The organism is Rhodococcus jostii NBRC 16295 (assembly GCF_001894825.1).
In the GTDB taxonomy this organism is placed as follows: domain Bacteria; phylum Actinomycetota; class Actinomycetes; order Mycobacteriales; family Mycobacteriaceae; genus Rhodococcus_F; species Rhodococcus_F jostii.
In genome coordinates, this window is record NZ_BCWY01000018.1 from 54,123 (window position 1) to 80,800 (window position 26,678).

Annotated in this window: 23 protein-coding genes and 2 pseudogenes; 5 read left to right on the top strand and 20 right to left on the bottom strand. The window is 65.0% G+C overall.

Annotated elements, in window-relative coordinates:
• The first annotated feature begins 18 nt into the window (after positions 1-18).
• Complete coding sequence (gene solA / locus RJ1_RS14380; protein WP_073360897.1) at positions 19-1,155, top strand: N-methyl-L-tryptophan oxidase; 1,137 nt, start codon at positions 19-21, stop codon at positions 1,153-1,155.
• Positions 1,156-1,226: 71 nt separating this feature from the next.
• On the opposite strand, the gene RJ1_RS14385 is transcribed toward solA, so the two are convergent.
• From RJ1_RS14385 to RJ1_RS48820, 17 genes and pseudogenes are all read right to left on the bottom strand, one after another.
• A complete protein-coding gene (locus RJ1_RS14385; protein WP_073360898.1) occupies positions 1,227-2,414 on the bottom strand; it encodes an NAD(P)/FAD-dependent oxidoreductase in 1,188 nt (395 codons plus the stop codon).
• A 37-nt stretch (positions 2,415-2,451) separates the two neighbouring features.
• Positions 2,452-3,981 (bottom strand): L-piperidine-6-carboxylate dehydrogenase, encoded by a 1,530-nt coding sequence (amaB, locus tag RJ1_RS14390; RefSeq protein WP_073360899.1) that lies wholly within the window; start codon positions 3,979-3,981, stop codon positions 2,452-2,454.
• 106 nt (positions 3,982-4,087) lie between these two features.
• A complete protein-coding gene (locus RJ1_RS14395; RefSeq protein WP_073360901.1) occupies positions 4,088-6,019 on the bottom strand; it encodes a CocE/NonD family hydrolase in 1,932 nt (643 codons plus the stop codon).
• Positions 6,020-6,026: 7 nt separating this feature from the next.
• Entirely contained in the window at positions 6,027-6,833 is an 807-nt protein-coding gene (locus tag RJ1_RS14400; protein WP_073360902.1) for an ABC transporter ATP-binding protein, read from the bottom strand.
• A complete protein-coding gene (locus RJ1_RS14405) occupies positions 6,830-7,912 on the bottom strand; it encodes an ABC transporter ATP-binding protein (RefSeq protein WP_083400600.1) in 1,083 nt (360 codons plus the stop codon). The genes RJ1_RS14400 and RJ1_RS14405 overlap by 4 nt, the downstream gene beginning before the upstream one ends.
• Positions 7,909-8,829 carry an ABC transporter permease gene (locus tag RJ1_RS14410; RefSeq protein ID WP_073360904.1) on the bottom strand — a complete coding sequence of 307 codons (921 nt, stop codon included), beginning with the start codon at positions 8,827-8,829 and terminating at the stop codon, positions 7,909-7,911. The genes RJ1_RS14405 and RJ1_RS14410 overlap by 4 nt, the downstream gene beginning before the upstream one ends.
• Positions 8,814-9,719 carry an ABC transporter permease gene (locus RJ1_RS14415; protein ID WP_073360905.1) on the bottom strand — a complete coding sequence of 302 codons (906 nt, stop codon included), beginning with the start codon at positions 9,717-9,719 and terminating at the stop codon, positions 8,814-8,816. Before RJ1_RS14415 ends, RJ1_RS14410 begins: the two co-directional genes overlap by 16 nt.
• Before the next feature lies 1 nt (position 9,720).
• On the bottom strand, positions 9,721-11,259 hold the full coding sequence (locus RJ1_RS14420) for an ABC transporter substrate-binding protein (RefSeq protein ID WP_162850352.1): 1,539 nt from the start codon (positions 11,257-11,259) through the stop codon (positions 9,721-9,723).
• Between the two features lie 294 nt (positions 11,260-11,553).
• The gene (locus tag RJ1_RS14425; protein WP_073360908.1) at positions 11,554-13,029 is read right to left on the bottom strand and encodes an aldehyde dehydrogenase family protein; all 1,476 of its coding nucleotides are present in this window, start codon (positions 13,027-13,029) and stop codon (positions 11,554-11,556) included.
• The gene (locus RJ1_RS14430) at positions 13,026-14,186 is read right to left on the bottom strand and encodes an aromatic ring-hydroxylating oxygenase subunit alpha (RefSeq protein WP_083400598.1); all 1,161 of its coding nucleotides are present in this window, start codon (positions 14,184-14,186) and stop codon (positions 13,026-13,028) included. Before RJ1_RS14430 ends, RJ1_RS14425 begins: the two co-directional genes overlap by 4 nt.
• A 3-nt stretch (positions 14,187-14,189) precedes the next feature.
• Positions 14,190-15,005: an SDR family oxidoreductase gene (locus RJ1_RS14435; RefSeq protein WP_073360910.1), complete on the bottom strand. Its 816-nt coding sequence runs from the start codon at positions 15,003-15,005 to the stop codon at positions 14,190-14,192.
• Positions 15,002-15,862, bottom strand: coding sequence for an acyl-CoA dehydrogenase family protein (locus RJ1_RS14440; protein WP_083400597.1), 861 nt, complete (start codon positions 15,860-15,862; stop codon positions 15,002-15,004). The genes RJ1_RS14435 and RJ1_RS14440 overlap by 4 nt, the downstream gene beginning before the upstream one ends.
• The gene (locus RJ1_RS14445) at positions 15,859-17,109 is read right to left on the bottom strand and encodes a CaiB/BaiF CoA transferase family protein (RefSeq protein ID WP_073360912.1); all 1,251 of its coding nucleotides are present in this window, start codon (positions 17,107-17,109) and stop codon (positions 15,859-15,861) included. Before RJ1_RS14445 ends, RJ1_RS14440 begins: the two co-directional genes overlap by 4 nt.
• Positions 17,106-18,257: an acyl-CoA dehydrogenase family protein gene (locus tag RJ1_RS14450; protein ID WP_073360914.1), complete on the bottom strand. Its 1,152-nt coding sequence runs from the start codon at positions 18,255-18,257 to the stop codon at positions 17,106-17,108. The genes RJ1_RS14445 and RJ1_RS14450 overlap by 4 nt, the downstream gene beginning before the upstream one ends.
• Positions 18,258-18,367: 110 nt before the next feature.
• A complete protein-coding gene (locus tag RJ1_RS14455) occupies positions 18,368-19,327 on the bottom strand; it encodes a PDR/VanB family oxidoreductase (protein ID WP_073360964.1) in 960 nt (319 codons plus the stop codon).
• A 142-nt stretch (positions 19,328-19,469) separates the two neighbouring features.
• Positions 19,470-20,024 carry an IclR family transcriptional regulator gene (locus RJ1_RS14460; protein WP_162850351.1) on the bottom strand — a complete coding sequence of 185 codons (555 nt, stop codon included), beginning with the start codon at positions 20,022-20,024 and terminating at the stop codon, positions 19,470-19,472.
• A 36-nt stretch (positions 20,025-20,060) separates the two neighbouring features.
• Positions 20,061-20,294 (bottom strand): annotated as a pseudogene (locus RJ1_RS48820) (helix-turn-helix domain-containing protein); the annotation flags it as partial.
• A gap of 401 nt (positions 20,295-20,695) precedes the next feature.
• On the opposite strand from RJ1_RS48820, the gene RJ1_RS14465 reads away from it, so the two are divergent.
• The 4 genes and pseudogenes from RJ1_RS14465 (at position 20,696) to RJ1_RS14480 (ending at position 23,845) form a co-directional block, all read left to right on the top strand.
• Entirely contained in the window at positions 20,696-22,012 is a 1,317-nt protein-coding gene (locus RJ1_RS14465; protein ID WP_073360915.1) for a flavin monoamine oxidase family protein, read from the top strand.
• 144 nt (positions 22,013-22,156) lie between these two features.
• A complete protein-coding gene (locus RJ1_RS14470) occupies positions 22,157-22,708 on the top strand; it encodes an MspA family porin (protein WP_240319867.1) in 552 nt (183 codons plus the stop codon).
• A pseudogene (locus RJ1_RS14475) lies at positions 22,660-22,989 on the top strand (DUF1016 N-terminal domain-containing protein); the annotation flags it as partial. The gene RJ1_RS14470 and the pseudogene RJ1_RS14475, both read left to right, overlap by 49 nt.
• 157 nt (positions 22,990-23,146) lie before the next feature.
• Positions 23,147-23,845, top strand: coding sequence for a GNAT family N-acetyltransferase (locus tag RJ1_RS14480; RefSeq protein WP_073360916.1), 699 nt, complete (start codon positions 23,147-23,149; stop codon positions 23,843-23,845).
• 31 nt (positions 23,846-23,876) lie between these two features.
• On the opposite strand, the gene RJ1_RS14485 is transcribed toward RJ1_RS14480, so the two are convergent.
• The 3 genes from RJ1_RS14485 to trxB all read right to left on the bottom strand — a co-directional run bounded on the left by RJ1_RS14485 (position 23,877) and on the right by trxB (position 26,592).
• On the bottom strand, positions 23,877-25,076 hold the full coding sequence (locus RJ1_RS14485; protein WP_073360917.1) for an N-acetylmuramoyl-L-alanine amidase: 1,200 nt from the start codon (positions 25,074-25,076) through the stop codon (positions 23,877-23,879).
• 164 nt (positions 25,077-25,240) lie between these two features.
• Positions 25,241-25,564, bottom strand: a complete 324-nt coding sequence (trxA, locus tag RJ1_RS14490; RefSeq protein ID WP_005249122.1) for a thioredoxin — start codon at positions 25,562-25,564, stop codon at positions 25,241-25,243.
• 44 nt (positions 25,565-25,608) lie between these two features.
• Positions 25,609-26,592, bottom strand: coding sequence for a thioredoxin-disulfide reductase (trxB, locus tag RJ1_RS14495; protein WP_073360919.1), 984 nt, complete (start codon positions 26,590-26,592; stop codon positions 25,609-25,611).
• Positions 26,593-26,678: the final 86 nt, after the last annotated feature.

Here is a 26,678-nt window from a genome sequence, read left to right on the forward strand (position 1 = left end):
CGCGCTGGTACGTGCTCGATGACTACGACGAGGACCAGTGTCGCCGTGATAGGTACCGGCACGATGGGCTCCGCAATCATGTGGAGACTGTCGGAGCGGGGTGTTCCTGCCGTCGGTCTCGAGCAGTTCACTCCCGGGCACGATCGTGGCTCCGGGCACGGCGAGTCGCGCATCTTCAGAACCGCATATCATGAGGATCCGGCGTATGTCCCGATGCTCCGGGCCGCGCTCCGAGGATGGCAGGAACTCGGTGAGCAAATCGGCGAACCCGTCCTGACGATGACCGGGGGCCTCAGCATCGGCCCCTCGACCGGCGTGATCGTGGGTGGCTCCCTCGAAGCAGCCAAGGTCCATGCCCTCACCCAGGAGATTCTCGACCCGGCCGAGTTCGGTACCCGGTTTCCTACTCAGCGATTGGGTGAGGGGGATACGGCCATCTGGGAGAAGGACGCCGGCGTGATTAGGCCGGAGTTGGCGATCACCGGTGCAGCACGCCGTGCGTGCGAACTGGGTGCCTCTGTGCGGCCCGAGAGCCGCGTCCTGGGTATCGAGGACGGTCCCGGTGACACGGTGCTCGTGCGACTCGATGACGAGGTCATACGAGCCGACCACGTCGTGGTCGCGGCCGGCGCCTGGATTCCCGGCCTTCTCCCTGCCGCCCAGCTCCCGTTGACTGTGGAGCGCAAGATACTCGCATGGTTCCCGGCCGAGGATCCGACACAGTTCGGGCCGGACCGGTTCCCGGTATTTCTGAGGGACAGTCCGGAAGGTAGGTGGTACGGCTTCCCCAGCATGGACGGCGAGACGGTCAAGATCGCGCTCCATCTCGGCGGGCGCGAGACCGACCCTGACGAGTTGGATCGTGTGGTCCACGACGAGGACACCGCTCCGTTGCGGGACCTCGTTCGTCGTTATCTGCCCGGATTGGGTTCGCGCCCCGTGCGGGCCGCGGTGTGTATGTACACGAACACACCCGACGGACACTTCGTCATCGGAAATCCACGCGCCTACAGGAACGTGACGGTCATCTCCGCGTGCTCTGGTCACGGTTTCAAATTTGCACCGGTAATCGGGGAAATCGCCGCCGATCTCAGTTGCGGATCGACCCCTGAATTCCCCTTGGAGTTGTTCGACGTCAACCGATTCGCGGATTGACACACCGGAATACGGCGTTCGCGCGGTTGCGATCGAGGGGGGAGGGCCGTCGGCCCTCCCCCCCTCGCCGGCTAGGCGGAGAAGTACACCGGGGGTGTCGTCGAGTCGAGTGCCAGTGCCACAGCCGCGCGGGCAGCGACGGGGCCCACCAGGTTTCCCGTGCCGTTGTACCCACCGATGGCGATGACACCGGGAAGAACCTCGGAGCAGAGGGGTCGGCCGTCGGTGGTGTAACTCACGGACGCACCCCATCTCCGAACGACGTCGACAGGCCTGCCCGCCATACGTTCCGCTACTCGTTCGATGTAACCCTGGACGTCCGGAGTGGGTGAAGTGTCGAATGTCCACTCGGTGTCGACGAAACGGTCTCGCCCGCCCCCGACGAACAGGCGCCCATCGCCGGCTTGCTGGGCGTAGTCGTATCCCCAGCGTCCGTACACAGGACACGACAGGCGTTCGGGCAGCCCCGGCGCCGTCCCGAGCATCTGCAGGCGTGCCGTCCGGACCCGCCCCTGCAAGTCCGGGAGGACCTGTTCGAGTTTGCCGTCCACCGCGACAATGACGACAGGCGCACTGACCGAACCGTGTTCTGTTGTCACCCTTCCACTCTCCACGGCGGTGACAGGCGAGTGCTCGTACAGGCCGGCCCGCCCCCGAAGGAGTGACGCCAGCCCCAGAGCTCGACGGGAGGGGTTCATGGCCGCGTCGTCGGGCAGAAACAGGCCGCGCCCGAGCTCGCCGTCGTATTCTTCGACAGCAATGTCGTGCTCACGCAGCACCGTTTCCAGTGCTGCGCAATCCACGAGTTCCGCCACACGGTCGGCGGCCTCGGCGTCGTCGACCGGTTCGCCGGGCAATCCCGCGAGGCGAATGGAGCCCGTCCGTGCGATGACCTCCGGACCCAGCATCTCGGCAAGCCGGTCCAACTCGAGAAGAGTCGCGCGATAGAGATCGACCGACGACGTCCCCCAGGTCGTGAGGGACGAGTGGAGGAACGTCGCCGGGCCGCCCAGGAGGAAGCCGCCGTTGCGCCCCGCCGCGCCGGCCGCGACCCGACCGGCGTCGACGCCGACAACCTGCAGCCCACGTTCGACCAGGGCGCCGATCGCCGCGAGACCCGATCCGCCGAGGCCGACGACACACACGTCGGCCGTGACATTCTGTTCCAACACCGGAAGACCGTTCCACGACGCGACCACCGGGTCGTCGTCCCAGGCGCTCACCGAGTCCCACTGGGTGTCGGATCGAAGGTTCGTCATCGCATTTCCCTCTCGTTCAGCTCGATACGTTCCGGTGTCAGAGGAAGTTGACGCCTTGGGCGAGTGGGAGTTCGGTGGAGTAGTTGACGGTGTTGGTGGATCGTCGCATGTAGGTTTTCCAGGCGTCGGAGCCGGATTCGCGTCCGCCGCCGGTTTCTTTCTCGCCGCCGAATGCTCCGCCGATCTCGGCGCCGGAGGTGCCGAGGTTGACGTTGGCGATGCCGCAGTCTGAGCCGTCGGCGGACAGGAATCGTTCCGCTTCGCGTTGGTTGGTGGTGAAGATCGCCGACGACAGTCCTTGGGGTACTTCGTTGTGCAACGCGATCGCGTCGTCGAAGTCGTCGTAGGTCAGGACGTAGAGGATGGGGGCGAAGGTTTCCTCGTGCACGACCGAGGTTTGCGCGGGCATCCGGACGAGGGCCGGTTCGACGTAGTAGGCGTCGTCGAGTTGGTCGGCGAAGCAGGTTCCGCCGCCGGTGACGATCTCGCCGCCGTCGGCTTTCGCTTTCGCGAGGGCGTCTTCGAAGGCGGTGAACGCCGCCCGGTGGACGAGGGGGCCGACGAGGGTGGTCTCGTCGAGGGGGCTGCCGATGGGAAGCTGCTCGTAGGCTTTGCCGATGCGGTCGACGAGTTCGTCGGCGACGGAGGAGTGCACGATGAGTCGGCGCAGGCTGGTGCACCGTTGTCCGGCGGTGCCGGCGGCGGAGAACACGATGCCGCGTACCGCGAGGTCGAGGTCGGCGTGTTCGGTGACGACGGCCCCGTTGTTGCCGCCGAGTTCGAGCAGGCTCCGCCCGAAACGGGCGGCGACGCGGGGGCCGATCTCGCGGCCCATCCGCACCGATCCGGTGGCGCTGAGCAGGGCGAGGCGGGGATCGTCGACGAGTCGTTCCCCGACCTCGCGCGGGCCCTGGATCAGGTGATGGATGCCGGCGGGGGCGCCGACGTCGGCGGCGGCCCGGCGCAGCAGTGCGTCGCAGGCGAGCGCGGTGAGTGGGGTGATCTCCGAGGGCTTCCACACCACGGTGTCTCCGGCGACGAGGGCGATCGCGGTGTTCCACGACCACACCGCGACGGGGAAGTTGAATGCCGAGATCACCCCGACCACCCCGAGGGGGTGCCAGGTCTCCGACAGTCGGTGTCCCGGCCGTTCGGAGGCCATCGTCTTGCCGTACAACTGGCGTGAGAGTCCGACCGCGAACTGGCAGATGTCGATCATTTCCTGCACTTCACCGAGCGCCTCGGAGGTGACCTTGCCGGCCTCGACGGTGACCAGATAGGCGAAGTCGTCCTTGTGTTCGGTCAGCAGCTGCCCGAGGCGGGCGACGACCGCCCCGCGTTGCGGTGCGGGCACCAGCCGCCAGTCGGCGAACGTGCGCGCCGCCGACGAGATGGCGTCGTCGACCTCGCGTGCGGTACTGGCCTCCAGCCGGCCGATCACCTCACCATTGATCGGACTCCGCGACACCACAGGACCATCGGGACTGGACGGGGCGTCGGCCCCGAGCCGCGCCAGGACCTCGGCAGCGCGAACAGCGAGCTCACCGGAAACAGGAAAAGAAGACATCAAACACTCCAACGGGAAGGGGTAATCGATCGGGACGGTCGAGAGTTGTCAGCTGGGATCTGTCCATTCGGGTCCTCGACCTCGCGTGTCGAGTAGCGGGTCGCGATCACGCGAGGTCTCGGCGAACGGTGTGGTGCCAATGCTTCTGCGCGAACGGTTCTCCGTCGTCGAAGGCCTCGACTGAAACGTCGAGGTCGAAATGGGTGGGCGACGTCGACACGGTCATCGTCGACTGTGTCGCAGTCCGATCCTCGGGATAGTCGACCTCGAACCGGGCGAACGCCTCGATGCGCTGATCGAATGTGCGGAGATCGAGCGTGACCTCTCCGCTGTACTCCTCGCTGCAGGCGAAGCCCTTGGTGCTCGTCCAGCGCGAACCGTGTGCCGTGCGGCAGGTGGTCGTGCGCGCCAGCACGTCACGCTCCACTCTCCAGGTCACGCCGTCGCCGGTCTGCAACGACTCGGGATGCACATGGGGCAGGTTCGACTCGGGAAGGTCGTCGATCGACTCCATCACCGACAACAGCAGGTTCGACGCGTCGCGGTCGATCTCGAGAGTCACGGGCCGCGGCGGCGCCGTCACGTTCGGCCAGTCGTTTCCGGTGACGGCGAGACGGAGCTGCCTGCCGTCGTCGAGACTCCATGCGGTGGCTTCGAGTTCGATCTCGACATCCACCCACTCGCCGGGCTCCAGCGCCACGGGATCGCTGTCGTACCCGCCGCGGTGGGTGAGGTTCAGCAAGCCGCGCGTGATCAGTGACGACGTCCCGTCCGGGGCCACGTCACACAGCTTGGCGGAGACGAACGCGACCGGCTGGTCGGCGCGCACTCGCAGCTGCAGGCGTGGGTGACCGTAGAGATGAAGGTCGTCCGCGGGCCAATCCCATGTCATCGACGCGGCATTGTCATACCTCTGGTCCGTCGGCTGGCCCCAGGGAAGCGATCCCGCGCAGCTGTTCCACGCGGCGGTTCCGACGTCACCGATCACCGCATGGGTGACGCAACCGGTGCCGAGATCGAATTCGAGCGTCTTCGTGTCCGCCAGCGGTGGTCCGATGTGATCCCGCCACGTCCCGTTGACCTCACGGAGATCCGGTTCCGGCGCGGTCGAGCGCCGGTGGAAGATCGTGACCTGCGGTTCGGCGTCGATCCCGTTCTGCTCGTCGCGAAGCCAACGATCGAACCACCTGGCCATCTCTGCGGTCAGATCGATCCAGGGACCGGGAAGGGACAGCTCCGCGCCCATGTGACTCCACGGACCGATCAGCAGCTTCCACGGGGTCCCCGCATTCTCCAGAGCCTCTACCGTGCGAAACGTATTGTTGCGGTAGCCATCCGCCCATCCGGCCACGATCATCGTGGGGCATGTGACGCGGGCGTAGTCGGGTCGAACCGATCCGTCCTGCCAGTACGGCTGCCGGCGCTGCTCACTTCGCCACGTGAAGACCCACGGCTCATTGCTCTCGATCCGGTGTCGCCACTCCTCGCGCCAGTCACCGTCCCACAGAGACGGGACCGGTGGCATGGCGTTCATCGCGATCATGAACGACGGGTAGTCGACGAGGTCGAGGGCACGCATCGCGCCACCCATGTAGTGCACGTCGTCGTTGAAGCGGTCGTCGGAGGAGTAGATCGGCACGATCGCCTTCAGCGCTGCCGGACGGGCGGCCGCCACTTGCAGGGAATTGAAGCCACTGTACGACCAGCCGAACATACCGACCGATCCGTTCGACCACTCCTGTCCGGCGAGCCACTCGATCAGGGACGCCATGTCGTCGAGTTCGCTGAGCGGGTACTCGTCCGTGGCCAGTCCGCCCGACGAACCGGTGCCGCGCACGTCCACCCGGCAGACGGCGAACCCGAACTCTGCGCAGAATCGCTGGTAGTGCACCCGTTCGAGCAGATCGTCCTTGCGGTAGGGCAACGCCTCGAGTAGCACGGGAACCGGCTCGTCGGTGACCGGCAGGTACAACGTGAACGCAAGCGGGACCCCGTCGCTCATCGCGAGTGAGGAATCGATTGCGGTGAATTCGAACATGTCCGTCCTAGGAGGTGTGTGACGAGTACGGGTACGAGAGCTTTCGTGTGTGCGGTGAGGAACCCAGGACCGCGGACAGTAGTCGCTGCGTGTAGGCGTCCTGCGGATTCTGCGTGACGTCGTGCGCGGATCCGCTCTCGACGATTCGGCCCCGGTGCATCACCGCGACACGGTCACTGATCCGCCGGACCACGTCGATGTCGTGCGTGATGAAGAGGTAGGCGAGACCGCGTTCGCGCTGCAACCGCAGAAGTAGATTCAGGATCTGGGCTTGTACGGACACATCGAGGGCCGACGTAGGTTCGTCGCACACGATGAAGTCGGGATCTGTCGCCAGCGCACGGGCGATGCAGATTCGCTGTCGCTGTCCGCCGGACAGCCGATGAACGTGAGCGTCCGTTCCGACCTCCGACATTCCGCATTGGTCGAGTAGTTCGCGGACCCGTTCTTTTCCTCCTGCGCGGTAACGCTTCTGAGCGCGCAGCGGCTCGGCGACGACCTCACCGACCGTGAATCTCGGATCGATCGAGTCGTACGGGTCCTGGAGGACGACCCCCACGGTGCGCCGGAACTCGCGTGCCGCCTTCCCCCGGCGCGGACGGGGCGCACCACTGAAGAGCAGCTCTCCCGAATCGAATGTCTCCAGGCCGGTGACGATCCGCGCCAAGGTGGATTTCCCCGAACCGGATTCGCCGACCAGGCTGGTGGTCTTGCCACGCTCGACGAGCAAGGACACCCCGTCCAACACCTTGGCCGAGCCGAAACTCTTGGACACCGAACGGACCTCGACCAGGGGCGTATCGACGCTACTCACGATTGTCCACCTCTGCTAGCGGCGAGTGCCGGCGTCTTGACGTCGTCTTCGGTCTCGATGTCGAGTGGGTGGTGACACGCCACCCAGTGGTCGGGGGCGAGTTCGACCGACCGGGGTGTCTCCGAGACGCAGACGTCATCTGCTCGGTCACATCGTGATGCGAATGGGCAGCCGGACGTGGTCGAGTGCGCGGAAGGGCTTCCGGGAATCGCGCTGAACGCTTCTTTCGGCTTCGCGGAACGCCCGCTGGCAAAACAGTCGAGCAGTTTGCGCGTGTAGGGCTGCCGCGGAGTGTCGAACATCGAGTACACGTCGCTCGATTCGAGCATCCGGCCGCCGTACAGCACGGTGACCGAGTCCGCCATCTCGGCGACCACCGACATGTCATGGGTGATCCAGAGGCACGTCAGGCCGTTTCGCGCCTGGAGATCGACGATCAGTTGGAGAATCTCGGCCTGCACCGTGACATCGAGCGCCGTGGTCGGTTCGTCAGCGATCAGCAGTGCGGGCTCGAACGCCAGCGCCATGGCGATCATGACCCGCTGGCGCATACCCCCGGAGAGTTGGTGGGGATACATCCTCACCACTCTCTCCGGATCGTTGATGTTGACCTGGGCCAGGGCGGCGATCGCCTTCGCTTCCGCAACGGCCTTCCTGTCACCCCCGCGAACGCTGTAGATCTCGCTCACCTGCCGCCCGATGCGAACCGCGGGATTGAGAGCCGCCAGGGCGTCCTGGGCGAGGTAGGCCACTGTATCGCCGCGCATCTCGCGCAGTTCGTTCCCCTGCATCCGAACGACGTCCCTGCCGTTCACGCAGATCGAGCCGGAATCGATCGTCGTGCCGCGTGGCAGAAGCCTGCTCGCTGCGAGCGCTATCGTCGACTTCCCGGAGCCCGACTCGCCGACGAGGGCCATCGTGGTGCCCGCCTTGATCTCGAAACCGACGTCGCGGACCGCGCAGTAGCTGCCGTAGGAGATCGACAGATCGCTGACGACGACATCACTGCCGATGACACGCGGTGCGGCCAGGGCCGGGCCGACCGCGGTTGCGCTCGGAGCGCCCGACGGTGCATTCACAGTGCGCCCACTTTCGCTCGGGGATCGATCAACGCTCGGATGACGTCGGCAGCAAGATTTCCGAGAACGACGAGGACAGCGGCCACGATCACCGTGCCGGTCAGCACCGGTCGGTCGACGTCGGCGAATGCCTCGGTCTGCAGGGCGCCGATTCCCGGCCAGCCGAAGATGGCCTCGACGAAGACGACGCCCGAGAACATGATCGCGACGTCCATCCCGAGCATCGTGATCGACGGGGGCAGTGCGTTGCGGACGACGTGCCGGGACACGACGTAGCGCCTCGACAGGCCCTTGGCGACAGCCGTTCGCGTGAACGACGACGCGAGGGCATCCTTCATGCCGTCTCGAACGACGTTCGCGTAGTACGGGGCGCCGAGCACCCCGAGCGTCAGCGCAGGAAGCACCAGGTGCGAGAACCCGGTGCCGCCGTCCACCGGGAAGATCGGGACGAGGTAGCCGAAGGCGAGCAGAAGCAGGAATCCCAGCGCGAACGGCGGAATCGACAGCAGGGCGACATTGGTGGCCGCCAGGGCCCAGCTCCGGGTGGGACGCAGCGCCTCCCAGAGCCCGAGGGACGCACCGAGAATCATCTCCACGGCCAGTGCCGTGACCGCGAGTAGTGCGGTGGCCGGCAGTCTCTCCAGGATCAGGTCGAGCACCGGGCGGTGTCGTGTGTAGGACTCGCCCAGATCTCCGGTGAACACCGACGAGTAGTACTGCCATAGCTGCAGGACGAGTGGATCGTTGAGATGCAGCCGTTCCCGGACGGCCGCGAGTACCTCCTCGCTTGCCCGTGGCCCGGCAATCGTGCGGGCGGGATCGCCGGGAAGCATGTACTGGATCATGAAGGTCAGGAGAATCACCAGCGCTATGGTCAGCACACCATAGAGCACCCGTGTGATCAGATATCGAGCCATGATTGCCGCTCCGAGAGAGAGTTGCGACGGTTGATGCCCTCGGCGATGAGCACGAACGACAGAACCGTGGCGATGGTCAGGACAAGCGGTACCAGCAACAGATGCGGCGCGTAGTCGATCGCGGTGGACCCACTGGCCAGAAGATTGCCCAGTTCCGGCTGCGGCGGCTGGATGCCGGCGCCGAGGTAGGACAGTCCGGCGCCGATCACCACGACAGCTGCGCCGTTGAGTGCCGCGATGTTGAGGAGAACGGTGGAGATGTGCGGGAGGATGTGCCGCCGCAGGATCGTCAGCTTGCCGACGCCGTGGACCGCGGCGGCCTCGACGAATCCTCTACCGCGCAAACGCAGTACCTCGCCGTAGACGAGTCTCGCGGTCCACGCCCAGTAGAGGGCCGTCACCACGACGACGATGCCCCACATTCCGCGGCCGACGATACTGGCCAGAGCCAGTCCGGACAGCACGATGGGAATCGAGAGGAACACGTCGACCACCCGCATGAGTCCCTGTTGCACAACGGGTCCGAACGATCCGGCGATCAGACCCACCACCGTGCCGACGAGCATCGACGTGACGTTGGCCGCGATCGCGATCACGAGCGTCGCCCGCAGTCCCGACGCGCTCCGGGCGAGGAGGTCCCTGCCGAGCGAGTCCGTGCCCGCGAGGTGGCCGGGTGACAGGATGCCCAGGGGGCTTCCCAGATCCGTCAGGCCGTCCCGGTGGAGCACATAGGGAGATCCGAACAGCGGCGAGACGGCTGCGAAGAGAATGAGGAGGCCGAGTAGGGAAAGGCCGATGTAGAGCAACTTGCTTCGCCGAACCGTCCTCGCCGGTTTGGCAGGCACTTCGACGTGTTCGTCCCGGACGGCTGCCGCAACAATGGTACTCACATCACACCCAGATTCGGTCGTAGTAGGTGCCGGTCTCGGCCCGCATTTGGTAGTTCTGGACCCGCGGCGACCGCATCGCATAGAACTGGAGACTGCCGATGAATACACCCGGCGCGTCCTCGGCCACGAGCGCTTCGGCGCGCGCAAGGTGCGCATTGCTCTCTTCGCGCGTCAGGCTCGCCAGTGAACGGCCCGCCAGGTCGTCGACTCGAGGATTGGAATATCCCTGGAAATTCGACGACGCCCCTGTCACAAAATTGCTTGCGAGAATATCCAGTCCCGTCGGCTGAACCTGGTAGAACTGCCGGCCGAAAACATCCGCCTCGCCGTTGTCCAAAGCCGTCCAGAATGCGGCGTTACTGAGCGTCGTGATGTTGAGGTCTACATTGATCTCTGCCCATTGCTGCTGCAATACGAGGCTGGCGGATTTCCAATAGTCGTCGTCATTGCAGAAGAATTCGAGTTCCAGGGAATCGACGCCGGCGTCTTTCAGGAGCGCCTTCGCGCGCGTGAGATCGTACGAGTACGGCGGAACAATTCGTTGGTAATCGGGTTCGTCCTCGGGAATTATCGCCCCCCAGGATTTCTGCAGTCCGCGCGAGTATTTGGCCAACTGGTCTTTGTCGGTGGCCCAATTGAGCGCCTGCCGGACACGCGGATCCGCGAGCTTGTCGGTCGCGACGTTGAGAGCCGCCCAGCCCGCCCCCAGAACGGGGATGAACTTCGTGTACGTCTCTCGCAGTTCCGGATTACCCTGCACCCGCTCGGCGATGGTCGGCGTGAGCCCCTCGCCGAGGATGTCGACATCGCCGTTCTGGAGTTGCAGGAACTGCATCGAGGGATCGATGCCCCATCGGTAGACGACCTCGTCCAGAAACGGCAGTCCCGGCCACGGATAGTAGGGGCTGCGGACGAACACCGACCGCCGGTTCTTGGTGTCGTACGACGTGATCATGAAGGGTCCGTTGCCCACGGGCGTCCGGCTGAATTCCTCACCGAGGCGTTCGACCTCCTCCCTCGGCAGGGCCGCCGCATAGGGCTGGGCCATCAAACTTGTGAACGTCACGTCCGGCGCCGACAGCTCCACGATCAGGGTGAGATCATCCTGCGCATAGACGCCGGGAAGCGCGGTCGAGATGCCGGCGAGATAGTCCTCACTTCCCACGATCGAGCCGAAATAGCCTGAGGCCCAAGACTCTGTCGCCGGATCGAGGAGTCGCCGCCACGCGTACACGTAGTCGTCGGCGACGACGGGCCGTCCATTGTGAAACTTGACGTCGGGACGAAGTCGAATGACGTACCGAGTGCCGTCCTCGGAAATCTCCGGAAGCGCGGCTGCCGCTGCGGGCGCGGCCCCTCCCGCCTGTCCTTCGAACCGGAACAGCGGGAGATAGAGCAGGCTCGTCACCGCCTCCCACGAATGCAGGTCGTAGCCGAGTTGTGCGTCGTAGGAGTTGCCCTCCGCGGTCCACGCGGTGACGACACTTCCACCGCTGCGGCCGTGCACGACATCGCCGGGTCCCGGCGGCGCCGCCGGCACACCGGACGGGGGTCCGACCATTTGAGCGCCGGGGACTGTGGTGCGTCCACAGGACGCCAGTGCGAGCGCTACTGCGCCCACGCCGCCGAGCGCGAGAAATTTTCGGCGACTGACTGCATCGAAACTCACGGATCCGCTCCTTCTAGGGCCTCGAGTCGGTAGGTTCTCACCACCCCGGCCTGCAAGCTTTCAATCTGTGAAAGCCGCTTTCGTTATTCATAGTAGCGCTGAAGTGACCGGCGCCACAAGGCTTCACACGGAATCGACACCGAGATTTTCGTCGGAAATCCGGAGTCAGCGCTGAATGTTTTTGACCTCGAGAAACTCACGGAGACCGTGAATTCCGAGTTCTCGACCGTTACCCGATTGCTTGTACCCGCCGGTCGGCGCAAGCACGTTGAACGGTCCACCGTTGACGACTACGCGACCCGTCTCGAGACGGCGCGCGAGTGCCAGTGCGCGATCGTTGTCATCGGACCACACCGCACCGCTCAACCCGTATATCGAACTGTTGGCGATCCGCACGGCATCGTCGTCGTCTTCATAGGAAATCAGGAGGGCGACCGGCCCGAAAATCTCTTCGGTCGCAATTGTCATTTCCGGATCGACGTCGGAGAAGACCGACGGAAGAATCCAGAATCCGTTCTCCATCCCGGCAGGAATCCTGTCCGGCGGGCATGCTCCGCCGACCACGAGACGTGCGCCCTCGGAGAGGCCGGCGTCGAGATGGCCGATCACGGATTCGTATTGCGCACGCGTCGCGACGGGCCCGATGTGATCGCCCCCGAGTCGTGGATCGCCGATCGTCCAACGGGACGCGATATCGGCCGACAACTCCACGGCTTCGTCGTACCGGCAGGCAGGGACGAGAATGCGGGCACACGACGTGCACGTCTGACCCGAGTTGAAGAACACATCGGTCAGGGCACCGGACAGCACCCCGGCAAGGTCAGTGACATCGTCGACGATGATCGCCGCGGACTTGCCGCCGAGTTCGAGCCCGACTCGTTTGATCGAGTGCGCGGCGGCGATCGACACCTGCCGACCGGCGTTCGTGGACCCGGTGAGCGAGACGGCGGCCACGTCCGGATGCGCGACGAGCGCCGCGCCCACCACGGACCCGTGACCTGGGACGAGATTGACCAGACCGGCAGGTGCACCGCATTCGCGTGCGACTTCCTCGATCGTGGAGACCAGCAGGTACCCGTCGAGCGGTGCGTCGATGCTCGGTTTGAAGACCACCGTGCACCCGCTCGCGAGGGCCGCGGCGATCTTGACCGACGCGAGGTAGAGCGGGTAGTTCCAGGGGGTGATCGCCGCCACGACCCCGATCGGCTCGTGGACGATCAGCGAGTTCCCCAGCACCTCCTCCCACTCGAATTCGTTCACGAGTTTCGCGTAGGACTCGAAGACCGCGATCGCGAGATCGGTCTGCGTGTCGCGCGCGTTGTCTGCCGGCGCGCCCATCTCCAGGCTGATCAACTCTGCGAATTCGTTGCGTCGCAGTCGAATGCGCTCCGCAACAGCCTCAAGTAGCTGGGCTCTGACCTGGGGTGATGTGCGCGACCATCGGAGCCCCGCGGTTCGGGCGGCGTCGACGGCGAGGTCGACATCACCTGCGCCGCCGATGGCGACCTCGCCGCAGACCCGGGCGGTTGCCGGGTTCACCACCTCGGCGACCGCCGAGTCCACCGGCGGACGCCATTGTCCGCCGATGGATAGGCAGTCGTACCGAACCGCAGCCGAACCGGGCGCGAGTTCGAAGGTCACGCGCCTCGGGTCCCTTCCGAGTACCTCTCGAGCACCCACTTCTGGAACCCGCCGATGAGCGCCTCGGACTGAAGCATGATCCGCCCTTCGGTCAGCGACCCCGAACGGATGCCGTGCTGTACCGACTCCACCAGTACACGATCCTCGACGCCGACCTGATCGTCGAAGACCAGCATGTTATCGATCCACTGCTGAGAGACGTCCGCGCTGAAGAAGTAGTCGAGGATCCCGTGGCATTCGTCGGGACCGGTCGGCACCATCGGGCCGATCGACAGGTTCGGCAACCCCGGATTGATGTTGATCTTCAGGTTGGGGAAGATGGCGAAGTATCGACCTTCCGGAACCGCTCCATCTCGTCCCGTGTACCCCTCGGAGCGAGGGACCGCGTTGCCGGGCAGCGGACGCAGCGGTCCGTTCTGCCACGCGAAGGTGTGCTCCAGTTCGAGCTGATAGGCATCCATCTGGGTGTCCAGCACGTCGCTGAATCCGGGGTGCGCGGTCGGGCAGTGATAGCACTCCAGGTAGTTCTCCATCGCGACCTTCCAGTTGCAGGCGATGTCGTACTCCGACCGGAAGTGAAAGTTCAGCTCGTCCACGTCGATCCCGGCAGCCGCGATCAGGTCCGGCACCTCACCCAGTTGGTCGAAGAGATCAGCCGGGGAGTCGTCGAGATGCGCGAACAGGAAGGGTCCCCACGTCTGGGCGGACGCCTTGCGCAGTCCCAACTGCTGTTGCGGAAAGCACTCCTCGGACGCCGAACGCGGTGCGCCCTTGAGACTTCCGTCCAGACCGTACGTCCAGGCGTGGTAGTGGCACTGCAGTGTTCGGCGCTGCCCCTTCTCGTCGAGTACAACCTTGGCCGCGCGGTGTCGGCACACGTTGTGGAAGGCATTCAGCGATCCATCCCGGTCGCGAACGATCACGATGGGGACGTCGCCGATGTCGGCGGTGATGAACATCCCGGTCTCTTCGACATCTGCGGCGCGGCCGACGTAGTGCCAGCTGGAAGCGAAGATCGCCTTCTTCTCCGCCTCGGCGACCTCGGGAGAGGTGTACCACTCGAGGGGAAGTGTCTTCCCTTCCTCCAGGTGTCCTGCAACTCGCGCCGTCTCGTCCGTACTCACGGAGAAGCTCTCCGTTGCAACCGTATCGGTCATGACTCAACCCCTTCCCGCGGTGGCTACCGCTCGTTCTGTTTCGGCGGATCTGTCCCCGCCGTCGTGCATCGAGACTCCGACCGATCGGCCACCGTCGGCGGCGAAAACCGCCCCGGTGACGTATCGCGATTCGTCACCCAGCAGGAATGCCGCGACGTCGCCGATGTCCTCCGGCGTGCCGAACCGGCCCATCGGGATCAGTTCCAGCATTCGCTCCTTCGCTCCGGGTGTCGAGAGAATGCCGGCCACCGCGTTGTCGGTCGGGACGAAACCGGGGGCGAGTGCGTTGACGCGGATGTTGTCCGGCCCCCACTCGCGTGCCACGGACTTCGTGAAAGCGATCATCCCGGCCTTCGCGGCAGCGGAGTGGGCCACCAGCGGTGCTCCGGTCCACGCATAACTCGCGACGATGTTGAGAATCACCCCCGGCCGCGACTCCCGGATCAGACGCCGCGCGAAGGCTTGCGAAGCATTGAACGTGCCGTAGAGGGAGATCTCGACGACCGCCCGGAAACCACCGAACGACAGATCCACGGTCGGCGCGGTGAAGTTGCCTGCCGCGTTGTTGACCAACGCGTCCACACCGGGAAGCGACTCGAACAGGGCGGCGACGCCGTCGTGATCCCTCACGTCGACTGCGTGGACGGCACAGGTGCCGGGCCCGTCCTCGAGCCGCTCGGCAGCGCTGCGGAGTTTGTCGATGTCACGAGAGACCAGGACGACGTGGTGACCGTCGTCGACCATCCGCCGAGCGATGCCGAATCCGATACCACTTGCTCCGCCGGTGATGACGATGGTGCGCGGATCGTGCCGGGTCATCGGACACCCTCGCGTGCCGCTTCCAGCGCCACCACGGTCTGGGGTGTCCAGGAACGCAGCGCCTTGATTCGCCGCGAGTATCGCTGCAGGGGGAATTCGAGGGTGAATCCCAGTGCGCCGAGGATCTGGTGGCAGTCCTTGGCGACGCCCGCAGCCGTGCCGACCGCACGCCGCACGACGAACTCACTCGGCAGGTCCTCTGCCGCCATCTGGAGCCCCTCGGTCGCGGTCGCCGCATCCGCGAGCTTCTTCGCCACCGAATCCAGGGCGGACAGTGGCTTTCCGAAGGCGATGCGGTTCTCCGCATGGTTCAGTGCCAGCTCGAGCGCGCCCGCAGCCAGACCAGCGGTGTAGCCCGTCATCGCGGCGTACCAGGCGTCCACACTCGCGGACGGGACGGCCTCCTGTGCGATCGGAGTGGTCGACACGATCGAGACGCCCTGTGCGTCGATGTAGTTGACCGGAGTGGCTTCCACCACCTCGACGAGCTGCGCCGCGCCGCGACCACAGAGCCACACGGTGTCGCCCGGCTGTGAGTACCTCGCCAGGGTGACGTCGCCGTTCTCCCACGATGCCACGGCCACGCCGTGGCCGAGAAGGGCATCGATGCAGTCGACGGAGACCAGTGCCCGGCCGAGTTCGACTGCGCCGGCGCCGAGGAACACGCTTCCCTGCGGTTCCGAGGCCAGATCGAACCAGCCTGCGCGCGAGAGGTTCTCGCGCACCGCAGCGTCGCGATCGTCCGAGGGACGATCCGGCGCCCAGTATCCCGTCGTCGGGAAAGAACTGCAGATACTCTTCACCGAGGACGCGAACTCTCGAACATCGTCTTTCGTCATCGTTACGTTTTCAGTCATCGCGCTGTCGCGATCCCTTCCGAAGTATGTGTTGCGCTGACGAGTTCGGCCAGCTGCTGAGTGTGTTCGCCCAGACGCGGTGCAGAGCCGGCGTCGGGTCGGGCCTGTCCGTCGATCTTGAAGATCGATCCCAATACGCTGACGGGACCAATCTCGGGTTGTTCGATCGTCTGCACGAGTCCGTTGGCGCGCACCTGCGGTAGAGAATGCGCTTGCGTGATCTCGCGAACGGGCCCGGCGGGAACGCCGAGTTCCTCGAATGCCGCGATCCAATGCGAGACGGTATCCGTCTTGATCACCTCGGCGAATCGGCGTTTCAGTGAACTCCGCATCTCCCGTTCCGTCTGGTCGGCGGGCTCGGCCTGCGGGTTGACCGCCCATGGGTCGTCGATACCGAGTAGCGCCTGGACTTTCCGGCGCTGCGCCAGATTGAGACAGGCCAGCGCAATGAATCCGTCCGAGGCGCCGTAGCAACGGTAGTACGGCTCCAGTTCGTCCGACTCCGTCACCGTTTCGGCCAGTTGCTCGAGTCTCGTCTCGTCGCAGACAGCGGGCGCGTCGTCGAACTCGCTGCCTCCGACCGACACGAACCGCTGTACCTGCACGGCCAACGACGCTCCGAGCAGCGACACCTCGAAACCTTTGGACACACCGGTCTCGTCGTGTCGCCGGAAGCGGTCGGTGAGACCGGCAAGCGCCGCCGCGAAGGTGAGCAGGCCGGCCGTCAGATCGGCCATGGCGATCCCACCGGATCGACGTGGTACGGGATCACCGCTGCGCGCGTCGGCGAGCAGGAGCCCGGACGCCGCCTGCGCGATCAAGTCGTAACCGAGGGTCTGCGACTCGGGCCCGTCGGTGCCGAATGCCGACACGCAGCACCACACCGCGTCGGGGTTGACGGATTTGACGGTGTCGCGGTCCAAACCGAACCGCAAGGCCCGTTCCGGGGGCATGTTGTGGATCACGACATCCGCGGTACGGATCAACGCACGACTGAAGTCCTGTCCCCGTTCCGTTTTCAGGTCTGCGACCACCGACTTCTTGTTGCGATTCAGCGAGATGAACCATCGTCCGCCATCCGGCGTCAACGGCTCGTAGTGCCGCCAGGCGTCACCGTTCGGGGGTTCCACCTTGATGACTTCCGCGCCGAGATCGGCCAGCATCATCGCCGCGAACGGGCCCGCGACGTACTGCGCGTAGTCGAGCACACGCAGACCGGCGAGCGGCTTGGCGGTCGGTACGGTCATGACGCTGCGCCTACCCTTCGCCTGGAGATGTTCTTGCGTTGAATGTCCGAAACACCGCCCGCGATGGTGGTCGCCGCTGCTGCGCGGGCAAGTGCCGCGAGTTTGCCGTCGAGCACTGCGCCCGGGCCGCTTTCGATCAGTGCACGGGGTCCGAGCACCTCGACCGCCGCGTCTGCCAGTTCCTGCAGCAGCAAGGCGATCGACAGTTTGGCCATCGAGGATTCGGCGCTCGCGTCCTGTCGTGCGTCGAGCCGCTCCGTGGCGCGGCGTCCGTGCAGGCGCGCGATCTGCGCGTCGCCGCGGAGCCCTGCGAGAATCTCGCGATCCTTCGGCGACGTGACCAGGGGCTCCATGTCGTCGAGAAGACGCAGGACAATGCCGACTTTCTCACTGGTTACCCGCTCGAAATCGAGTGTGCCCATGAGAATTTCCCAACCCGCATTTTCCTCGCCGACGATCTGATCGGCCGGGATGGACACGTCCGTCAACGTCAGTTCGCCGAGAGTTCCGCCTCCCAGCGTCTTGTGTACGTCCACGACGATGCCCGGCGTGGTGATGTCCACGAGGAAGACGGAAAGTCCACGGTGACGTGCGTCGGTGGAACCGGTGCGGACTGCGAGGTACACCCAGTCGGCGTGTTCGGCGCTCGATGTCCAGATCTTGCGGCCGTTCACGATGACCCGGTCACCGTCGCGGCGCGCCGTGGTGCGAAGTGACGCGAGGTCGGTGCCCGCTTCGGGCTCGGAGAACCCTTGGCAGAAGATCATGTCGCCGGAGGCGATCTGCGGGAGGAAGATCTGGCACATTTCCTCGCTGGCGAACTGAAGTAGGGCATTCCCAATCGTTTTCACCGACAGGAGGTAGCTCGAGAGTGGCAGCCAGTTGTATCCGAGCTGTTCCTCGACGGCGAATGTGAACAGTGCGTCCAGCCCGCGTCCGCCATAACGCTGCGGCCAGTGCATCCCGATGAGCCCGGCCTTCCCGTATGCGGCATATGCCTCGCGGGAGTCGGCGTCGGAAGGTGAACCCTGATTGCTCGGCACTCCGCAGCCGCTGACTGCAAACTCCTGCGCCAAGCGGGCTGCCGTTGCAGCCGTGTCCTCGAGCGTGAGAGCGGGGTTTGCGATCTCAAAGCCTGCCGTAGTCATAGGCTTGCCTCAACTCCATTTGGTTTCACTGTATGGAAGTAACTTTTGCTCAATGAGAATAGCTCTGCGGATTGGCGAGTGTCAATGAAAATTGGGCGCCCATGCGAAGGTCAGATGTCGAGAACCAGGCGCGGCGAGCACGAACGCCCGACGCAGATCATCATGACCGCGTTGGAAGCTCGTTCCTCGTCCGTGAGCACGTCGTCCTGATGCTCCGGCTCGCCTTCGACCACACGGGCTTCACAACTGCCGCAATACCCTTCGCGACAGGCCCACGGCCAGCCGGGGACGACCTCGAGCACCCGATCGAGAATCGAGTCCCCCTCCTCCACCACGACCGTCGTCCCGGTCGAGGCCAGCTCGACCTCGAACCGCGCCAGTCCGGACGTGGCGCCGGCATCGTCGGCTCGGGGCGTCGAGTCACCGGGAAGACGAGCACTTCCGAAGCGCTCGAAATGCACGGCGCCCACATTCGCATGGTTCGCGCAGCACTCCTGGACTGCCCGCAGCAACGGTTCCGGACCACAGCAGTAGACCTGCGTACCAACCGGAGCGGCAGCGAGCGCCCCCGCCAAATCGATCCGGCCGCACGAGGATTCCGGCACGAAGTCCGTGTCACCCTGCAGCTGTCGAAGTTCCTCGAGGAAGGCCATCGACTCGGTCGTCCTGCCGCCGTACACAACTCGCCAGCGCTTCCCCGCTGCCGCCACGGCACGGGCCATGGGGAGGATCGGCGTGATGCCTATGCCGCCGGCGATGAACAGATACGACTCGGCGTCGACGAGGGGGAAATGATTCCTCGGTCCGCGGACCTCGATCGTCGCCCCGGGGGCGATCGCCGAGTGAAACTCGCGGGACCCGCCACGCCCCTCGGGCTGGTCGAGCACTGCGACCAGGTAACTGCGGTCATCCGAGGGATCGCCGCACAACGAGTACTGGCGAGTGAGACCTGACGGGAGGGTGAAGTCCAGATGGGCGCCGGGTTCCCAGGCCTCCACGGTGCCGCCATCAGCGCGTTCGAAGCGAAACGAAGAGATGCCGTCGGCTTCGCGCCGCACCTCACGGGTCACCAAGAAGGTCGACTCCACCCTCCCCGTTGCGCCATTACTTTCAGGGAGAGAAATTGACTTTCGCATAGCGAGAACAGTACGGACGGCAAGAACTGGCCGTCAACAGTCAGTTGCGGCCTGGAACGACTCGGGGTCGAAGCGGTTAGCGCGCCGAGACCGCTGCCGCCACGTCGCGCAACATGGCAATCGCCGTAACCCGGAATTCCTCGGTCGCGCGACTGAGCGGCAACGAGATGTTGATCCCGCGCAAGGTCCCGTCCGACTGAGGCGGCAATGCGATCGCGATAGAGGTCAGGCCGATTTCGTACTCTTCGTCCGAGATCGAGATCCCGGTCTTGCGAACCTCGTCCAGCCGCTTCTTCAGCTCGGGCCAATCGGCTGCGGTTCGCTTCGTCGTCCGATGATACGGACCTTCACCGATCCGCTCCTTGACCTCCGCGTCGTCCAACTGGGCGAGCAACGCCTTCCCCAGCGCGGTGTTGTGCGCGGAGATCCGCGCACCGATCGTCGCCTGCGGCGTGAGCATGCGCGATCCGGTCACCCCATCCAGGTAGACCACCCACGGTCCGAGCAACATGGCCAAGTTCGTGGTTTCACCCGACTGATTCGACAACTCGTGCAGCTTCGGACGAATAACCACGGTCGGATCGCTGCGAGCGATCAACGGTCCCGCGAGCTGCAGCAGCGTGCTGCCCAATCGCAGATTTCTTCCGCCCGCGACCGGCTCGAGGAACCCGTGACCAACCAGCGTCCCCACTAATCGGTGGACGGTCGGCATCGGCAGGCCACACCGTGACGCGATGTCGCTCTGACTCAACTCCGGATCATCCTCCGAGAAGAGCTGCAGAATCTCCAGACCGCGAGCGAGGGTCTTGACCGAGCTCGGCGAGGCTTCCGATTGCGCGCGCACGTCTGAAGTGGACATGCACGCAAAGCTACTAGCACCCCGGCCGGGCTGGGACGGCATCCCCGCCGAGCGGGACACAACGTCCACGGCGTCACATACGGCCGCGGCCCTGTCCACCAGGCCGGGAAACCGGTGCCTGCCTGACAGGAATCCGGGTCTTGACGACCATATCCCCCGGTAGATACAGTTCTCGTCATGCGGAAGCTGATTTCATTCTTCGAAACTTCTCGCTCCGGTGGCGAGCCGCGAATGATATCCGGCTGACAGCACTCATCCCCGACCTGCGCTGTTCCGCACCGACCCGACAGGGCGGTGATTCGGCGCCGGTCGCCGAAATCTGCAGGTGGGCAGCGCCGCCGGCATTCGTGCCGCGTCTCCCGCACTTCTGGCCTCGCAGTCGCGCCCAGGCCTCACACACCATGAGCCACACTGTGGTTCGAACATCACGAAGCGGAGAAACAATGCTGGACGTGGTAGTCCTCGGGGCCGGGCTCGCCGGCCTCTCAGCCGCGCGGGATCTCATGCATGGAGGTGCCGATGTCCGGGTCCTCGAGGCCCGGGATCGCGTCGGGGGCCGGGTCAAACAGACCCGACTCGACGATGGTCGGATCGTTCAGCTCGGCGGCGAGTTGATCGGGAACTCCCACACGTCGTACATCGGCCTGGTGAACGAACTCGGATTGTCGCTGCGTGACAGCTACATCTCCGAACCCGGGCAGACGGTGTGGGATATCGACGGAACCGTCATCCGTGGCGACCTGGCAACCTGGATGACCGAAGAAGATGTTGCGGACTACGAGCGTGTGACTCAGATGATGGTCGCTCTCGCGAAGCAAGTTCAGCCCGACAACCCGTGGGCACATCCCGACGCGAACGTGCTGGACTCCCTGTCCTTCGCCACGTGGCTCGACGAGGTTGCGGCTCGACCCGCGGTGAGTCGCATGTTCGAGCTGGCCAAGGCGGGGCTGGCGGCGGATGGCACGGCACGGACTTCGCTCCTGGCCGAACTGCGCAAGATGGCTTCTGTCGGCCCGACCGCCCTCGAGAGGTATTACGACATCGACCAGTGGACTCGGTCGACGGTTGCGGAGGGTAGCGCAACGGTCGCGCATCGGATGGCTGCCGAGCTCGGAGACCGAATCGAACTGTCGAGCGCCGTCACCGCTCTCCACGTCGAGCCCCACCGGGTCACCGTGGAACTCCGCGGCGGTCGCACGGTCGCCGCCGCGAACGTGGTGTGCGCGATTCCCGTTGCTCCTCTCAGGCGGGTCGCCATCAGCGGTCTGTCATCCCGGCGCCTCGAATCCCTTCACCGGATTCGCAACTCGCTCACCGCGAAAGTGGTCGCCGCGTACGAGACTTCATTCTGGCGCAGTCAGGGTCAGAGCGGATCCGCCTACGGTGATGGACTTCTCGGATCCACCTGGGTGCAAGGGCCGGGTGTGTTGTCCGCGCTCGTGCCGCCGGCGCAGTTGGCGTTTCACCTCGCCGGAGATCAGGCTGCGCGTGACGTGGACGCCCGCACGGCATTGTCACGGATGTACGGAGAGGCTGCCGCCCACCCGACGGCACTGTTCACCGAGGAATGGTCGATCAAGCCATACTCATTGGGATACATGGCGCATTACGCTCCCGGTGATCTGTCCGCCATCGGCCCGCTACATGCGGCGCACGAACCGCCGTTCTTCGTCGCCGGGTCGGATTACTGGGTCTCCGGCTACATGGAGGGCGCAGTCAGGACCGGGCGTTCGGCAGCCCAGGCGGTACTGCGGCGATAGCCCGCTCGGTCCGCCGGCAGCCCACCTGCCGACCCCACAAATTCACCTGTTCGACAACATGTTCCGTCATCGCACGAGATCGCCACCGACCCCGTGCGATGACGTGCTGTCGGCTCGCTGTCGCAATCACGAATGAGGGAATGAATGAGCACAATCCGTAAATCAGTGCTGCGCCGGGGAGCCCGCGTTGCCGGCCTCGGCGCCGCTGCGGCTGTAGTCCTCGGCCTGATGTCCACCGGTGCGGCCAACGCCGACACCTTCGTGCCGTTGCCGGGTGGCGAAAAGGTCGTCAACGCCGGAAGCGTCACGGCCAAGATCGCCCGCAACGCCGAGAGCGCTCTGGTTTCTCCGTCGCTGGCCGCCAATGGCGCGGGCCGCGTTGCATGGGTGTCGGGTGACGTGTTCGCCGAGCTCGGCGGCGAGATCCCGGAGGAAGGCGCGACGCTGACCACCGGTTACATCGTGGGTTGCCAGGCCGACATCACCGGCCTCGATGGTGGTCTGAGTGCCGATCTCGGTCTCGACTCGCTCGGCCTGGGTGGGTCGCTGTCGATTCCGATCAGCGCCGGTGAGGTCAAGTTCGCCAAGATCAGGTCCAAGACGGACCTGAAGCCGGGTGTCTCCGCGATTCAGTACCGCGACCAGCAGCTCGCGCTCTACTGTCGCTCGAGGCAGGAGCCGACGCGCAAGAGGTGATGGCGGCGCGGATCGTCGCCGAGGGGATGTCCGTCCGCGCGACGGAGGAAGCGGTGACGCTCGCCAACCGCAGCGACGATCAGGTGCAGCCAGCCCAGCGTCGCAAGCCGATCCAGATGCCGGGTCTGCAGGACGTTGCCGAGCGGCTCTCGGATTCGTTCGACACACGGGTCACCGTCAGCCTCGGTAAGCGCAAAGGAAAGATTGTGGTCGAGTTCGGATCGGTGGACGATCTTCAGAGGATCGTTGGAATGATGGAGGCACAGAAGGCCGATTCGTGAGCGCCTGACAGAGGTAGAAGTACCCGCAGATGATCCGTCACTGTGACGGTGGTCGTCGGCGGACCGACTGCAGCAGAACTATCGGGGGCGAAAACTATTGAATACCAGAGGATGTCGCATGATCTGCGGTAGTGACATTTGGAGGCTGAGCTAGCCAGTGTCGACTCACGTCACATCGCTCACTCTCGACGGCTTGGATAAACTCTCCGCCCACGCTCGTCGCTGTGTCTTCTGGGAAATGGATCCGGCGGCCATCCACAGCTCGCGCGGCTTCTGCGACCAGGAGTTCGAGAAGGAAGCATGGCTGTCGATGGTCATGCTCGAATGGGGGTCGTGCGGACAGGTCGCCGTCATGGACGGGAAGCCTGTCGGCAGCGCCCTCTACGCTCCCCCTCGCACGGTGCCGCGCGCGCAACTTCTCCCGACCGCTCCGGTCGGTGCCGACGCCGTCCTCCTCACCAGCCTCCGGCTGGAACCTGCCGGCGAGGAACAGAATTTGGGAACCACGTTGATCCAAGCTGTGGTTGCCGATCTGGTGCGGCGGGGTGTCCGGGCACTCGAAGCGTTCGGGATCCGCAACACCGAGGGAACCGGACCGATCGACACGCACGGTGTTGCCTCGGCCACCGCGGCCCGGGAGTGCTCCCCCGAGGAGTGCATGATCCCGGCCGACTTCCTCGAGGACAACGGCTTCGAAATCGTCGCTCCTCATCACCGGTTCCCGCGACTCCGGCTCGAGCTGAATCGGGACCACGGGTGGAAGGAAGACGTGGAGGCAGCGCTGGAGCGGCTGATTCACACCGCGACGGTGAGCATGGTCGATATCGGCGAACGCACACCCGTGGGAGCGCACTGAGCGCTCGAGAACGGATAATAAGGAACGGTAATCAGGAACGTTCGGAGGACGACAGCTCTTCGGCGAGCAGCTCGGCGAAAGTGAACGTTCCGGTGGGCTGATCGTCCTGGCCGAGCAGGTACAGCCTCTTCACGGAGATGAGGATGGCCTCGGCGATGGCGTCGCGCGCCCGCGGGTTGGAGAGCACCGCGGCATCCAAGTCGTTGGTGAGGTAGCCGAGGTCGATCTGGACGGTCGGCATGTTGGTCAGGCGCAGCAGGTCCCAGGTGCGGCCGTGGGTGCGGCAGTCCTGCAACGGCGTGCGGGCCACGATCTCCCGCTGGATGAAGCCGGTGAGAACCTGACCGATCATCGACGTCGAACCGTGCGAGTTGCCGAAGTGGAAGCTCGCGACACCGTTGGCGGACGGGCTGGTGTTTCCATCGCAGCGCAACGAGATCATCAGATCGGCATCGAACGCGTTCGATGTGGATGCACGCTCGATGTCCGTGGGATTCGCGTGGTGTGGGCGGGACAGGAACGTCTCCATGCCCGTCGCGGCCATGCGGCCCTCGAGGCGGCTGGCGAGGTCCCACAGGATGTCGGACTCCGAGATCGTGCCGTACGGGGACCGCACGATGGTCCCGTAGGTGTCGCCACCGAGACCCGGATCGATGACGATCCGTTTGCCGCTCAGCTGGGGTCCGGAGCTGCGAACCATTTCTTCTTCGCTCATCGCGTGCGGCGAGCCACCCGTGACGCGGGTGCCGAGCAGTTCGAGCGACCGGAGGGTGGCCGGACCGCAGATGCCGTCGGCGGCGATGCCGATCTCCCGCTGAAACGAGGACAGGGAGTCGTGGGTCTGCGGACCGAAGAAGCCGTCGACGCGCCCCACGTAGAAGCCGAGGTCCTGCAGGCGGGTCTGCAGGGTGGCGACGTCGTCGCCGTAGAGCGGTGCGGACAGTTGGTAGATCAGCGTCCGCGCCCCGAGGCGGTAGGACGCCTCTTTCATGGACCGGTAGGTGGCAGGACCCACGATTCCGTCGACGAGAAGCCCACGCTGCTGCTGGAAGGCCCGCACGGCACTGTCCAGGTGATGGTCGAACACGGCGTCGGGAGCGATCCAGTGCGAACCGTTGGTGCTCTCGCGGCGGGTGTCGGCGACACCGTTGTGCAGGAAACCGAGACCGGCCAGAGTGCCCCGAATCTCAGCGACGGCCGGACCATGGTCGCCGTGACGGAGTCGGTGCATGTTTCAGGGCCTCTCAGTCCGAATCAACGAGTACAAACGAGTCTCGGTACAAACAAAACGATCGATGTGCCCGGTCGGTCTAGCTGATGCGACTGGAGCACATCGATCGATTGTCTCAGAGATTCCCACAAAATCGGGAATCGCGCGGGGTGTTCGGGTGTCGATCAGAGAACGTCGGCGAGCTCTTTCAGCAGCGCAGCCTTGCCCTTGGTGCCGACGATCGTGTTGATCGGCTTGCCGTCCTTGAACAGGATCAGCGTCGGGATCGACATGACCTGGAAGTCGCGGGCAGCGCCCGGGTTGGCGTCGATGTCGAGCTTCGCGATGGTCAGCTTGTCGCTGTGCTCACCGGCGATCTCCTCCAGGACGGGGGCGATCATCTTGCACGGGCCGCACCAGGTGGCCCAGAAGTCGACGAGGACGGGCTTGTCGCTGGAAATGACGTCCTGCTGGAACGAATCATCGGTGATGGTGACGGTGTTCGACACGGGGATTTCCCTTACTCGAGGTGGTCGGTGGGTGGGTGGGGTGCTCAGGCGTCGACCGGTTGGCCGGCGGCGGCCACGGTGTTGGCGGTGATGTCGCCGCGCTCGGCCAGCCAGCGCTCGGCGTCCATCGCGGCGGAACAACCGGTGCCGGCGGCAGTGATCGCCTGCTGGTAGATGTGATCCACCAGGTCGCCGGCGGCGAAGACACCGTCCAGTGAGGTGGCGGTGGACGGGTTCTCGACGATGACGTATCCGGCCTCGTCGAGGTCGACCTGACCCTTGACCAGTTCGCTGCGCGGATCGTGACCGATGGCGACGAACATGCCGGTGACGTCCAGCGTGGACGTCTCACCGGTGACGGTGTCGCGGATCACGAGGCCGGTGACGCTGTTCTCCCCCAGCACCTCGACGGGCGCCGCGTTGGTCACGAACCGGATCTTCGCGTTCGCCTTGGCGCGCTCGAGCATGATGCGGGACGCACGGAACTCCTCGCGGCGGTGCACCACGGTGACGCTGCGGGCGAAGCGGGTGAGGAAGGTGGCCTCCTCCATCGCGGAGTCGCCGCCGCCGACCACGACGATGTCCTGGTCCTTGAAGAAGAATCCGTCACAGGTGGCGCAGGCGCTGACGCCGCGGCCGAGCAACTTCTCTTCACCCGGAATGCCGAGGTAGCGGGCTGCGGCGCCCATTGCCAGCACGACGGCGTGCGCCTGGTAGGTCTCGCCGTTCACGACGACCTTCTTGATCGGGCCGGTGAGGTCGAGTTCCTCGACGTCCTCGGTGCGGATGTCGGTACCGAAGCGCTTGGCCTGTTCGCGCATCTGGTCCATCAGGTCGGGGCCCATGATTCCCTCACGGAATCCGGGGAAGTTCTCGACGTCGGTGGTGGTCATGAGGGCGCCACCGAACTGGGTCCCCTCGAACTGCAGCGGTCCGAGTTCCGCGCGCGCCGCGTAGACGGCAGCGGTGTATCCGGCAGGTCCCGAACCAACGATGATGAGTTCATGAACCGTCGATGGAGTGGTCATGCGGGCCTTCCAGTAGTGAGGGGTGCTCAGTCGTATGGATCAACACCAGACTAAAGGGTGTTGTTCCCGGACTGCAGGTGATACCG

Bases quoted from the DNA above. Each gene is read 5' to 3' on its own strand.
- RJ1_RS14385 (WP_073360898.1), bottom strand. From the start codon at position 2,414: ATGACGAACCTTCGATCCGACACCCAGTGGGACTCGGTGAGCGCCTGG.
- RJ1_RS14395 (WP_073360901.1), bottom strand. From the start codon at position 6,019: ATGTTCGAATTCACCGCAATCGATTCCTCACTCGCGATGAGCGACGGG.
- RJ1_RS14410 (WP_073360904.1), bottom strand. From the start codon at position 8,829: ATGGCTCGATATCTGATCACACGGGTGCTCTATGGTGTGCTGACCATA.
- RJ1_RS14435 (WP_073360910.1), bottom strand. From the start codon at position 15,005: ATGACCCGGCACGATCCGCGCACCATCGTCATCACCGGCGGAGCAAGT.
- RJ1_RS14465 (WP_073360915.1), top strand. From the start codon at position 20,696: ATGCTGGACGTGGTAGTCCTCGGGGCCGGGCTCGCCGGCCTCTCAGCC.
- amaB (WP_073360899.1), bottom strand. From the start codon at position 3,981: ATGTCTTCTTTTCCTGTTTCCGGTGAGCTCGCTGTTCGCGCTGCCGAG.
- RJ1_RS14445 (WP_073360912.1), bottom strand. From the start codon at position 17,109: ATGACCGTACCGACCGCCAAGCCGCTCGCCGGTCTGCGTGTGCTCGAC.
- solA (WP_073360897.1), top strand. From the start codon at position 19: ATGACTACGACGAGGACCAGTGTCGCCGTGATAGGTACCGGCACGATG.
- RJ1_RS14440 (WP_083400597.1), bottom strand. From the start codon at position 15,862: ATGACTGAAAACGTAACGATGACGAAAGACGATGTTCGAGAGTTCGCG.
- RJ1_RS14485 (WP_073360917.1), bottom strand. From the start codon at position 25,076: ATGCACCGACTCCGTCACGGCGACCATGGTCCGGCCGTCGCTGAGATT.
- RJ1_RS14450 (WP_073360914.1), bottom strand. From the start codon at position 18,257: ATGACTACGGCAGGCTTTGAGATCGCAAACCCCGCTCTCACGCTCGAG.
- RJ1_RS14430 (WP_083400598.1), bottom strand. From the start codon at position 14,186: ATGACCGATACGGTTGCAACGGAGAGCTTCTCCGTGAGTACGGACGAG.
- trxB (WP_073360919.1), bottom strand. From the start codon at position 26,592: ATGACCACTCCATCGACGGTTCATGAACTCATCATCGTTGGTTCGGGA.
- RJ1_RS14470 (WP_240319867.1), top strand. From the start codon at position 22,157: ATGAGCACAATCCGTAAATCAGTGCTGCGCCGGGGAGCCCGCGTTGCC.